This is a genomic window from Pontibacter locisalis (assembly GCF_042684605.1).
GTDB classification, from domain to species: domain Bacteria; phylum Bacteroidota; class Bacteroidia; order Cytophagales; family Hymenobacteraceae; genus Pontibacter; species Pontibacter locisalis.
Genome location: NZ_JBHULU010000009.1, coordinates 72,657 through 84,704 on the forward strand (window position 1 = coordinate 72,657; position 12,048 = coordinate 84,704).

Annotated in this window: 8 protein-coding genes; 3 read left to right on the plus strand and 5 right to left on the minus strand. The window is 43.8% G+C overall.

Annotated features, from left to right (window positions below; genetic code table 11):
* Nucleotides 1-210 precede the first annotated feature (210 nt).
* Together ACFSRY_RS06000 and porU2 are read left to right on the plus strand one after the other, a co-directional pair.
* Nucleotides 211-1,305 carry a putative type IX sorting system protein PorV2 gene (locus tag ACFSRY_RS06000; RefSeq protein ID WP_377504060.1) on the plus strand — a complete coding sequence of 365 codons (1,095 nt, stop codon included), beginning with the start codon at nt 211-213 and terminating at the stop codon, nt 1,303-1,305.
* Between the two features lie 26 nt (nt 1,306-1,331).
* Nucleotides 1,332-6,362 carry a putative type IX secretion system sortase PorU2 gene (gene porU2 / locus ACFSRY_RS06005; RefSeq protein WP_377504062.1) on the plus strand — a complete coding sequence of 1,677 codons (5,031 nt, stop codon included), beginning with the start codon at nt 1,332-1,334 and terminating at the stop codon, nt 6,360-6,362.
* Nucleotides 6,363-6,412: 50 nt separating this feature from the next.
* Here porU2 and ACFSRY_RS06010 read toward each other — a convergent pair whose 3' ends face one another.
* Genes ACFSRY_RS06010 through ACFSRY_RS06020 form a run of 3 tightly spaced genes read right to left on the minus strand, consistent with a single transcriptional unit; the run spans nt 6,413 to nt 9,100 of the window.
* Nucleotides 6,413-6,910 (minus strand): dihydrofolate reductase, encoded by a 498-nt coding sequence (locus ACFSRY_RS06010; protein ID WP_377504064.1) that lies wholly within the window; start codon nt 6,908-6,910, stop codon nt 6,413-6,415.
* Nucleotides 6,911-6,913: 3 nt separating this feature from the next.
* Nucleotides 6,914-7,843: a methionyl-tRNA formyltransferase gene (fmt, locus tag ACFSRY_RS06015; protein WP_377504065.1), complete on the minus strand. Its 930-nt coding sequence runs from the start codon at nt 7,841-7,843 to the stop codon at nt 6,914-6,916.
* 3 nt (nt 7,844-7,846) lie between these two features.
* Complete coding sequence (locus ACFSRY_RS06020) at nt 7,847-9,100, minus strand: exo-beta-N-acetylmuramidase NamZ family protein (RefSeq protein ID WP_377504066.1); 1,254 nt, start codon at nt 9,098-9,100, stop codon at nt 7,847-7,849.
* 34 nt (nt 9,101-9,134) lie between these two features.
* Between ACFSRY_RS06020 and ACFSRY_RS06025 the strand changes: the two genes are divergently transcribed.
* A complete protein-coding gene (locus ACFSRY_RS06025) occupies nt 9,135-10,343 on the plus strand; it encodes an ABC transporter permease (RefSeq protein WP_377504068.1) in 1,209 nt (402 codons plus the stop codon).
* Between the two features lie 51 nt (nt 10,344-10,394).
* Here the strand turns inward: ACFSRY_RS06025 and ACFSRY_RS06030 are convergent, their stop codons facing one another.
* Both ACFSRY_RS06030 and ACFSRY_RS06035 read right to left on the minus strand, forming a co-directional pair.
* Nucleotides 10,395-11,243 (minus strand): mechanosensitive ion channel family protein, encoded by an 849-nt coding sequence (locus ACFSRY_RS06030; RefSeq protein ID WP_377504069.1) that lies wholly within the window; start codon nt 11,241-11,243, stop codon nt 10,395-10,397.
* 97 nt (nt 11,244-11,340) lie between these two features.
* Nucleotides 11,341-12,039, minus strand: coding sequence for a peptidoglycan DD-metalloendopeptidase family protein (locus ACFSRY_RS06035; protein ID WP_377504070.1), 699 nt, complete (start codon nt 12,037-12,039; stop codon nt 11,341-11,343).
* Nucleotides 12,040-12,048 lie beyond the last annotated feature (9 nt).

A 12,048-nucleotide genomic window follows, 5' to 3' on the forward strand; every position in this document is an offset into this window, starting at 1 on the left:
GAAGATTTTATTAATGGTTATCAGCTTGAAGATTTATGGTTATAATTGACTATTTTTGGATAAAAATATTATTTAGCAAAAGACAACTAAAAAGCTGCTGCTGGTGTTGAAGGAGCAGCTTTGGAAAGGCTAGTCGTTGATTTTCAGGATTAAACTGTCTTTCTTAAATTGCCTAAATAATAATTGATGCAGAACGCTTACCGGAGAAGTATGAACAGATTTACCCTTTCTTTCTTTGTGTTACTTATGCTTTTAGGCAGCCTGTCAACCATGGCACAGGTGGCTACTCCCAAGTATAGTAATGAATTCCTGAACATAGGTGTAGGTGCACGTGCGTTAGGAATGGGAAATGTTCAGGCTGCCATAGCCAACGACGCCACAGCAGGTTACTGGAATCCTGCCGGACTGCTTAGCCTGCGGCAGAAATACAACATAGCCCTTATGCACTCTGAGCTTTTTGCCGGCATAGCAAAGAACGACTTTGGTAGTTTTGCGATGCCCCTGGATACAAACAGCGCTTTAGCTGTTTCGGTAATCAGGCTGGCAGTGGATGATATTGCAGATACCCGTCGTCTGCAGAATGAGTATGGCTACATACAATATGACAGCATCAGGTTTTTCTCAGTGGCTGATTATGCTATGTTAGTTTCTTATGCCCGCCGCAGCCAACTAATTGAAGGTTTACAATTAGGAGCCAGTGCCAAGATAATTTATCGTAATGTAGGGGAGTTTGCCAATGCCTATGGCTTTGGTGTAGACGCCGGCGCTCAATTAACAAGAGGTTCCTGGCAATTCGGTCTGATGGCTAAAGATGTTACCACCACCTTTACTGCCTGGACGCATAATGTGGAGGCCCTGGAGGAGGCTTATCAGCAAACAGGGAATGACCTGCCGGAAAGTACTGCAGAGCTTACGCTTCCCCGGCTGGTTTTCGGAGTAGGCAAAACGTTCCGGTTCAATGATAAGCTATCAGCTATCCTGGCTACAGATCTGGATTTTACGTTTGATGGCAGGAGAAATGTACTGCTGAATTCTGATGTAGTGTCTGTGGACCCGCATGTTGGGGTAGAATTGGCTTATGCTAAAACGGTGTTTGTGCGCGGCGGACTTAACAACTACCAGGAAACACAGAGCTTTGACGGGAGTACCACTAAACGTATGCAACCAAATTTTGGTGTAGGTTTCACTACAAAAGGTCTGAATTTCGACCTGGCTATGTCCAGAGTAAATGATAAGGAGAGCAACGCAATAGCAGGAAGTGGTACATCATCTGTGATTATCTCTTTTGGTTACTCCTTTAACTAATAGTACAACCATAAGCTATCCAACCAATGCCCGATAATAAAATGTTGAAGCGGCTTATCCTTTTTTTGCTGTTATCTGTTACTGCCCTTGAAACTCATGCACAGCAGCGGTTCGGTAATGAATGGATCAACCACTCCCAAACCTATTATAAGATTAAGGTTGTACAGACGGGGCTTTACAGGTTAAACCATGCCTACCTGAGCAGTATTGGCTTATCGAGTGTAAACCCACAGCATTTTCAGTTATTCAGGAGAGGGAAAGAAATACCCCTTTATGTAGCTGGTGAAGCAGACGGTAGATTAGATGCACAGGATTTTGTTGAGTTCTATGGGGAGCGCAATGATGGTGTTTTAGATAGCGAATTGTATAAAGATCCTTCACACCAGGTACATAAGTTTGCGAGTTATTATACTGATACAGCCGCTTATTTCCTGACAATTAATCCCTCAGGAGGCAAGCGCATGCGGGAGGTAAATCCTACGGCCAATGGTAAATCTCCTGAGCCCTATCATTTACAGAAGTCATTCTATTGGGGGTTTCAAGATTATTATGAGGGAAGACGGTCTGATGGCTATACGCGCATGCCCTGGATGGATAAGGGAGAAGGTCGTGTAACAAATACCTCCCGTTTTGAAAAATCCTATACACTTGGAGGTATCGTTAATGTAGAAGCAACGGGGCCTAAGCCTCAGGTATACTACAGTGCCTTTGCCAGAAATTATATAGATCATAATTTTGCCATTAGAATTGTTGATGCTAATAATGCAGTAAGAGAAATTGCACGGCACCGGATCTATGGAGATGGGCATTTGTATGCAAAATATGTTGCTGAGTTCTCTGATATTACTCCTCAGGGTAATTTTACACTCAGATCATTAGCTGATAGATTGCCTCCATTTCCGAACGGTGCCGAGGATACCAGAAATCAGATAAGCGTTCCTTTTGCTATTCTTACTTTCCCCCAGAAAAGTATATTCCAGGGGAATTCTATGTATTTTTATACAGATTCATCCAGGACCGTTAGCCCTTATTTTGAGTTTTCAAATGCCCCGGCATCAGCTGTAGCTTACGACATAACAGATATTAACAATGTATTCCGTATAGCTGGACATGAGGTGAATGGCAAGCGGGGTTATGTTGTTGATGGCACTGATGGAAAGAGCCACAAAGTTTTTCTGGCAAATACCAATACTGTACTAACACCCCTGCCGGCCCAAAGGGTATCTTTCAGAAAAATAGACCCAGCGGCACACAATTTTATCCTTTTAACGAATAAACGACTGATGGCTCCTGCAAGTGGAGCATCTATGCCTGCTCCAAAGGAATATGCCGCTTATCGGGCTTCTCCCGCTGGGGGTGGTTATGATACTCTTTTAGTATTTGTAGATGATCTTGTGGAGCAGTTTCATTATGGTGAATTCTCCTCTTTTGCCATAAAGAACTTCCTGCACTTTATGTCCTCCACTCCCAGGAACAAACATCTGTTGATTTTAGGTAAAGGAATAGATCTCATGCGCATGAACTATAGGAGTACCGCTGCCAGGTCAATCGATCTGGTTCCTACAGGTGGTAGTCCTGCTTCAGACATAATCTTTTCTGCCGATTTTCACAACAATGATTTTGTGCCAAAAATACCTACAGGAAGGGTTTCTGCCACATCTCCTGATGATATCATTAACTACTTAAATAAGGTTAAGCAGTATGAGGCTGCACCAGAAGGCGTTGAGTGGCGAAAAAATATTTTGCAGTTAGGGGGAGGCAAAACGCTTCAGGAGATAAATTCAATATCTTACTGGTTAAAAGAGTATAAAGAAATTGCTAAAGGTCCCCTGCTTGGAGCTAATGTTATTGAGAAGTACAGACAAAATGTAAGTGAGGTAGTTGAAACAATATCCATTGCAGAAGAACTTAATAAAGGTTTGTCGCTCATTACTTTTTTTGGGCACAGTTCCCCAGGTACAACAGATCTTGATATAGGTTTTGTCTCTGGGCAAGGAACCAATTATAAGAATGAAGGTAAATACCCAGTCATGCTGATGAACGGCTGTAACGTTGGAGACGCTTTCATATCTGGAACCATCACCTTTGGTGAAGATTGGTTAAACACTCCTAATAAAGGCGCTGTAGGTTTAATTGCGCATACCGATGCTGGATTTCCTGATTTGCTAAACTTATATTCTAAAGCTTTTTACACTAAAGCGTTCCAGGATCCGGCTCTTTATGGTTCGTCTATAGGCAAGATTCAGCAGGAAGTTATCCGGAACGTAATGCTGATAACCTCCGGAACCGGAAACTATGATGGAGCGCTGGCCATGGTTACTGAAATGGCGCTTCAAGGTGACCCTTCTCTTAAGCTCTACAGCCCGAGTAAGCCTGATTATTATTTTAAAAACAAAAGCTTTGAGGTAAAAGGGACGGATGGTGAACCAGTAACGGCATCTTCAGAGAATTTTACAGTGTCCGTTAATGTAGGAAATCTTGGTAAAGCTATCAATGATTCTGTGTATGTAACAGTTAAACGCACATTGGCTGATAATTCAACCGTAGTGACCACAGCGCCTTTCAAGGTGGAGCCTATCATAAACGACAGGATAGTAAAGCTAACACTAAGCAACAAAGGACTTGCGGCAGTAGGGATGAACTCGTTCGAAATTAAGTTGGATGGTACTGATGCTGTAGAAGAACTTGATGAGACAAATAACATTGCAATATATCAGCACTTCTTTCCGGTTAGTGGCCTGAAAGCACTAAGCCCTGCAGATTATGCAGTTGTAAAATCGAATGAGGTGAAACTGCAGGTGCAGGCAACCCACGCTCTTTTGAACAAAGATGGCTACTACTTCGAGTTGGATACCACACAGGCCTTTAACAGCAGCCTTAAGAAGTCGCATTCCGTAGGGAATGCCCTATTGCCTTCCTGGCAAGTAAGTCTTCCTAAAGGAGCTGTAGACACAGACAGCACAGTCTATTACTGGCGTGTTCGTTTTCAGACATACCAGCCTGGTGAGGACACAGTTTGGACAACAAGTTCATTCAGGTATATGCCAGCGACTAATGGTGGATGGTCACAGAGCCATTACGGGCAGTTTACCGAAGCATCTACAGATAAGATTAAAAACGAAGGAGACAGGAATGTCAAGTGGGAGTTCCAGAAAACAAAGGTGGAAATTTCCGTGAAAACTGTTGGAGGAGACACCCGCTATACAAATCCTCCTCATGGTATTTTCTATAATGGACAAATGCTCTTTGAGGCAGCTTGTGGAAATCCCGGAGGTAGTGCTACTCCAAGAATTTTTGCAATTGTAGTGAATGATAAAACGTTGGAGATGGTAGAGAAGCTAGGAGCCTCTTTCTGTGCCAGTTTTCCTTACCTCTATGAGTTTGGGGACCTTAACCAGGCTGCCAATAGAGAGAAGATTGTTGCTTTCATGAATACAGTGCCAGAAGGCTATCATGTTGTGGCGATGAGCGTGAACAGAGTACCTTTCGAAAGCTTTACGGCTGCACAGAAAGCAGCATTTGGTTTGATAGGCTCTAATCTTATTCACAATCTTAAAAACGGTTACCCTTTTGCCATTGTAGGCCGAAAAGGAGCAACGCCAGGTACAGTCAACGAAAGAACAGGTGAGGATGGAGGGTCTACAACGATTACCTCACAGCTGCTTATCCTTGATGATATCATTTATTCACGGCAGCCAAAAGGAACTGTCACTTCCACCCTTATAGGTCCTTCGATGCAATGGAAGACTCTGCACCACAACATTGAACGCTATAAAGCAGGTAATGATACCTATACACTAAAAGTGATAGGCATTGATAAGGCTGGCCAGGAGCAAACTATAGTAGAAAGTGTAAATGGAAAGGTACATGACCTTTCAGCTGTTGATGCAAAGAGGTTTCCTTACCTGAGGTTATCTGCTACTTTAAATGATGAGCAGGATCGGACAGCACCGCAATTAAAGCAATGGTTTGTGCTGTATGAGGAAGCACCAGAGGGTATTATCATGCCTGATCTGGCAAAGGTTGGTGGAGAGGTGCTGACGCAGCAGGCGCAGAAAGGTGGAATAAAGGTACCGATGGCTTTTCAGAATATCACGTCCAATGCTTTCCGTGATTCTGTAACAGTAGAGGTAACTGTGCGAGGAGATAATTCCGAGCCTGTTATTTCAAGTTTCAAAATAAAGCCTGTAGGTGCTAATGAGACGGTCAATTTCGAGTTCTCTATGCCAACTTCCTCTATGGAGGGTGATTTCCGATTAAGCATGTATGTTAATCCACGTATTTTGCCGGAGCAGAATTATGCTAATAACATTTATGAGGTAAGCTTTCATGTGAATCCAAAGCTACACCCTATCATGGATGTAGCATTTGACGGCATCCATATCTTAGATGGAGAACTGGTGTCGCCGAGTCCTCTCATTAGTGTGACCTTAAAGGACGAGAATAAGTTTGCTCCCTTACAGGATCCCTCCTCAATGCTTATGACTCTAACAGACCCTAATGAAGTAGTGCGGGAGATATCCTTGATGAACAATGCGGCCGAAGTAAGGTACTTCCCTGCGGATGAGAAAAATGACTTCAGATTGGAATTTAAGCCGGAAAGGCTTGAGAACGGCGTTTATAAACTGGAAGTAAGGGCGAAGGACTCAGCAGGCAGAGCATCTGGTGTTACACCGTACAACATCAGGTTCGAAGTGGAAAATGCCTCTAAGATTACAAACTTTTATCCGTTCCCGAACCCATTCTCTACTAAAACGAACTTTATCTTTACCTTAACCGGTGCTGAGGTGCCCGAGAACATGAAGATCCAGATTTTAACTGTAACAGGTAAAGTAGTAAAGGAGATAATGAAAGAAGAGATCGGACCAATTCGCATAGGGAATAACAAAACGGAGTATGCCTGGGATGGAACAGATATGTATGGTGATAAGCTAGCCAATGGAGTATACCTTTACCGCGTGGTAATGAGCCAGGTTGCCGATGGTATGAAACACATGTATAAGATCGGAGACAAGTCCTTTAAGAATGGTTATGGTAAGATTTACATCTTACGCTAGTCCCTTATCATAAAACATAAAAGGCCGCTACTACAGCGGCCTTTTATGTTTTATGATAAGGTCTTTTTCCTCTTTAGCGTTAGAAAAGAGTAACTGTATTTATTTTTTTCATCCGGTTCATGATCTTCCTTCGCAACTAATTCCCAATCCCCTTCCTTGATTTGCGGAAAGTAGGTATCACCGTCGAAAGTATGATGTACTTTGGTAAGCTCTATGGTATCAACTAAAGGAAGTGCCTGTTTATAAATTTCAGCTCCGCCAATTACACAAACATCATTATCCTGCTGCTTTGCACGCTCAATGGCTTCTTTAACAGAATGAACCACGATACACCCCTCCGCTTCATAGTCTTTTTGCCGCGTAATGACAATAGAGGTCCGGCCCGGCAGCGGCTTACCAATTGACTCAAAAGTTTTCCGGCCCATCAGAATCGGGTGCCCTATGGTAAGCTTTTTAAAGTGCTTCAGGTCAGCGGGCAGATGCCAGATAAGCTGATTATCCTTCCCGATAACATTATTTTCTGCTGTGGCTACTACAATACTTACCATAACTCAGACATTAAAAGTATAGCCTCTAAGCAAATCCTGGATCGGCATACGCTTTTTCCCTTCCATTTGCAGGTCTAAAACAGATACGGCTCCATCCGCAGTTTGTATGTGCAGGAAAGTTTTATTGTCTGTGTGGACATAGCCGGGTTGAGAAGTATAAGCCGTATTATCCAACGCTTCTACTTTAAAGATTTTAAAATTTTTGTCCTGCAGCTGGGTCCAGGCAGCAGGATAGGGGCTCAGGCCACGAACAAAGTCCCGAACCTGCTCTGCAGGCTGATTCCAGTTTATCTGACAGGTATCTTTAAAGATCTTTGGTGCATGCTTTGTCTCGGTGGTAGTAACCTGTGGTTTTGGCCGTACCTCATCCTTTTCAATTGCCTGTACTGTCCGGAGTGCCAGTTCGGCTCCCTTATGCTTCAGCTTTTCGTACAGCGTGCCGAAGTCATCGTCTTCCATGATAGTTATACGATCCTGGAAAATCAGGTCACCGGTATCAATCTCGTGCTTCAGGAAAAAGGAAGTTACCCCTGTTTCTTTTTCCCCGTTTATGATTGCCCAGTTAATTGGCGCGGCACCACGGTATTGAGGCAGTAAAGAAGCGTGTATGTTAAAGGACCCCAGTTCAGGCATCGCCCAAACTACCTCCGGAAGCATTCGGAAGGCCACAATTATCTGAAGATTGGCATTATACCTGCGTAGCTCCTCCAAAAATACTTCTGACTTCAAGTTAGTTGGCTGAAGAACCGGAATATTCTGGGATACAGCATACTCCTTTACCGGAGACTGATGAATCTTTTGCCCGCGCCCTGCCGGTTTATCTGGTGCCGTGATAACAGCTACTACCTTATAATGATGCTCAACAAGTGTTTGCAGGGTAGGAACCGCAAAATCCGGTGTACCCATAAACACTATTCTTAAATCTCTTTTCATGTCTTATTTAAAATCGGGGTACAGCAAATACTGCTTGCGCATTGTCTTGTACTTTGAAAGTTCAGGCTCCCAACTGGCTCTGATCTCTGCCTCTGTTTTGCCGGACTTTACCTGCTCGCGCAGTTTTGATGTACCTGCCAGCTTCTCAAAGAAGTTATTGAAAAACTTATCTTTCTCTGTTGAGTTCTGATACATCTCCAGTAGGTAGGAAAGCGTGAAAGGTTGAGCATCACTTGGCTGTGTGAGGTCCATGCCGTAACAGGTTTGCCCCTTATAAGGCGGGTTAGTTGCTCCGGGGGTACTCACAGGCGTGAAGGAAAAACCCCTCCCGGTATAGTAGGGGCTACCGATAACCTGAAATGGCGTTGGCGTTCCACGGCCCACACTTACGTTTGTTCCCTCAAAGAGGCAAAGCGATGGGTAAAGAATAATACTCTGGTGGTTTGGCAGGTTAGGAGATGGCTTCACCGGTAAAACATAAGCTGTTTCGTGGGTATAGTTCGCTACAGGAACAACCGTAATGTTTGCCTGTTTCTGGTCCTTTAGCCATTTCTGACCATTAATCATCTTTGCAAGCTCTCCAACAGTTAGCCCGTGCACAATTGGGATAGGATGCATGCCCACAAAAGAGGTCTGCTCTTTCTCAAGCACCGGTCCATCTACGTAATGCCCATTCGGGTTAGGGCGGTCAAGGATAAGCACTTCCTTGTTATTTTCTGCTGCAGCCTCCATTACGTAGTGCATGGTGCTGATGTATGTATAGAAACGTGTACCTACATCCTGAATATCAAAAACCAGGACATCCAGGTCTTTGATCTGTTCCGGCTGCGGCTTTTTATTTGCGCCGTACAGCGAAATTATTGGAAGACCTGTCTTCGTGTCTTTCGCGTCTTTGATATGTGCTCCGGCGTCAGCTTCACCTCTGAAGCCATGTTCCGGGGCAAAAATAGTTTTGATCTCTACACCTCTGCTTAATAAAGTATCCACCAGGTGCGTTTCCCCAACAATAGAGGTCTGGTTAACCACCACACCCACACGCTTGCCTTTCAGCTTTGATAGGTATTGATCCATGCGCTCAGCACCCACTCTTAAAGGTTTGGCTGTGGCAACTGGTTCTGGAGAAACTTCCGTTTCGGAAGCGGCTGGCTGTGTGGTTGTAGCCTGTTTTGGAGTGCAGCCGTTAAAGGCAAGCAGCAGCGAAGTGTAAAGTATAACTAAGGGCTGTGTCATCATATTGAGGAATAAGTCAAAATTCATACCTATCTTTAAGGCTGTTTAGAAAATCAGGCGAGTGAACATCTCCAAGTACATATCTGATAAAATATCTGAAGTGCAGTCCGGCACGTTTACGTCGTCGGTTACAAAAATAGCAATTATCAGCATAGCTGCCGGCATTGCGATCATGATTGTGTCATTTGCTATTCTGGAAGGCTTCAGAAACGAAATACGTGAGAAAATTTTCAGCTTTAGCGCCCACCTGCAGGTAACGAAGTATGATACCAACAACTCATATGAGGGCGCACCCATCAGCAGTAACATTGGTATTACTGATTCTATTGCCGGAGTAAAAAAGATACAGCCTTTTGCTCGTAAAACTGCCATCATCAAAACAGATGAGGAAGTATTGGGAGTTGTGCTGAAAGGAGTAGGAGAGGACTACGACCTCAGTACTATGGAGCAGAACCTGGAAACAGGGGGGCTAATCAGTTATAATGATACTGCCTCTTCTAAAGAAGTTTTGTTAAGCCAAACCATAGCCGATAAACTAAAGCTGAAGGTAGGTGATGAGGCAATCTTTTACTTTATCCAGAATCCGCCACGGGCCCGGAAGCTGCAGGTAAAGGGAATCTTTAAAACAGGCTTAGAGGAGTTCGATGAGGTATTTGTGATTGGGGACATTCAGTTGATCCGGGAACTAAACAACTGGCCGGACTCAGTGGCCGGTGGTATAGAAGTGGTACTGAAGGATTTTAACCAGATAGATCGGGTTGCGGAAAACGTGTTTGATGAAATGAACTATGATTTACAGTTGGAGAAGATTACGGATCGCCACGCCCAGCTTTTTGACTGGTTAAAGCTTCTGCGCAAAAACGTCATAATTTTTCTGGTGCTCATCATTTTTGTGGCGACCTTCAACATGATCTCTACCGTTTTCATTATGATCATTGAGCGGATTAACATGATTGGTGTATTGAAAGCTGTTGGTGCCACTGATGCACAAATTAGAAAAGTCTTTTACTTCCGGGGCTTAAACCTTACACTAAAGGGAATGTTCTGGGGAAACATTCTCGGTCTTGGTTTCTGCGCCATCCAATATTATTTTAAAATTATCCCGCTTGACCCCGAGAATTACTACATGGATACAGTGCCTATCAGTTGGAACTTTGGCATTATACTCATTCTCAACCTGATAACGCTGATACTAACGATGCTGGCTATACTTGTACCTGCAGCGATGGTAGCCCGGATTAAACCTGTAAAAGCAATAAAATTTGATTAGTACTTTAACATAATAAGAAAGCCTCTGCAAAACAGAGGCTTTCTTATTATGTTAAACTTGTGCTGCTGAACTTACTTTACTGTTGTTCTCTGAATAGCTGAAGACCTCGCGCTTTGGAACAGGTAAAGCGATGTTGTGCTGCTCAAAGGTGGCTTTTGCCTTTTCTGTAAGATCCCAATACAAGTTCCAGTAATCGGTGCGGTTGCACCAGATGCGGGTACTGATAGTTATGGCATGTTCTGCGAAGTTTGTAACTACAATAGCAGGAGCCGGATCAGGTAGTACGCGTTCATCCTCATTTACCAACTGCTGAATTAACTGCCGCACCATGCCAATATCGTTATGCACAGATATGTTAAACAGAAGCTCGATCCGACGTGTGTTCTCCACTGAGTAATTCACTACTACCGTGGAAGCCAGTGGGCCATTAGGGAGATAAATTGTTTTATTATCAGGTGTTTTCAAAACGGTATTGAAGATATTTATGATATGTACTGTGCCTCCCTGTCCCTGCGCCTCAATATAATCACCAACACGGAAAGGTTTAATCGTCAGTATCAGTACTCCGCCCGCAAAGTTTGACAGGCTCCCTTGTAGAGCCAGACCAATGGCTAAGCCCGCAGATCCAAGAATGGCTATAAATGATGTCATTTCCACACCTATCTGCGCTATTACAAGCACAATCAGCAAAACCCATAGGGTTACTCCGATTATGTTGCTTAAGAATGGTCTCAGGGACTCATCTACTCCCTTTCGAGCCATCAGGTTAAAGATGAACCTGTTCAGCCGCTTTACTACCCAGATTCCAATAATAAGAATGAAAATGGCGATGATTAACTTCATGCCATAGAGCACCACAAATTCCAATACAAAGTTGCGGTACTTATCAATGTCAATCATAAAAATAAAATAGTTGGAGGTAAAAAAATAAAGGGCGCTGCCTGCTCAACAGCGCCCTAAATGGCATTTTAATCAAAAATCATCTTTAATGCAAAGGCTAAGGCAGGTGCCTGCTCTGCAAAATCAGGTTGGGATTAGGGCAAAGCTCCTCATACTTAGCTTTTTCTGAGCTAGTAGCTACTCCCGGGAAATCACCCTGTTTCCCTTCCATAGATTGCATAACCTGGAAGTGCAGGTGCGGTGGCCAGTTTCCATTTTCAGGGTAAGGGCCAACTTCTGCAATTTTTTCGCCCGCAGCAAAAGGTTTTCCTACCTGCAGCCCCTCTAGTGAGGTACGACTCAGGTGGCCATACAAAGTGTAAAACTTCACGCCTTCCAACTCATGCTCCAGAATAATGGTAGGGCCATAGTCGCCAAAATTGTCATTATCCTGAAAGCTATGAACGATGGCATCTAAAGGAGTATATACCGCTGTTCCAGCATTTATCCAAATATCTATACCTAAATGCAGGTTACGGCTTTCGGCCTGCACATCAAAGTGCTTGCTACGGCGGTAGATAAACCTGTCTTCCAGGTAGCCTCCAACCCCAACGGTTGCATTCTGCTCTTGCAGCATTTGCTGCACAGCATCGTTGAAAGCGTCGGTGTCTTGCAGATCAGTTTTCTTTAGCAGTGTATTTTGGGCTGTGAAGTCCAGGGTAGCCACTGCATCTGTATTCAGATCGGCATCCAATACACGGGTGAAGGCATGCCTGTGCCGGCTTAGTATTTCACTAAGATTTTTAGATTTATCCATAAGTAAAAG

What these genes read in the sequence shown, in the direction of transcription:
- ACFSRY_RS06000 (WP_377504060.1), top strand. Translation starts at nt 211, where the DNA reads ATGAACAGATTTACCCTTTCTTTCTTTGTGTTACTTATGCTTTTAGGC.
- ACFSRY_RS06035 (WP_377504070.1), bottom strand. Translation starts at nt 12,039, where the DNA reads ATGGATAAATCTAAAAATCTTAGTGAAATACTAAGCCGGCACAGGCAT.
- ACFSRY_RS06030 (WP_377504069.1), bottom strand. Translation starts at nt 11,243, where the DNA reads ATGATTGACATTGATAAGTACCGCAACTTTGTATTGGAATTTGTGGTG.
- porU2 (WP_377504062.1), top strand. Translation starts at nt 1,332, where the DNA reads ATGCCCGATAATAAAATGTTGAAGCGGCTTATCCTTTTTTTGCTGTTA.
- ACFSRY_RS06020 (WP_377504066.1), bottom strand. Translation starts at nt 9,100, where the DNA reads ATGAATTTTGACTTATTCCTCAATATGATGACACAGCCCTTAGTTATA.
- fmt (WP_377504065.1), bottom strand. Translation starts at nt 7,843, where the DNA reads ATGAAAAGAGATTTAAGAATAGTGTTTATGGGTACACCGGATTTTGCG.
- ACFSRY_RS06010 (WP_377504064.1), bottom strand. Translation starts at nt 6,910, where the DNA reads ATGGTAAGTATTGTAGTAGCCACAGCAGAAAATAATGTTATCGGGAAG.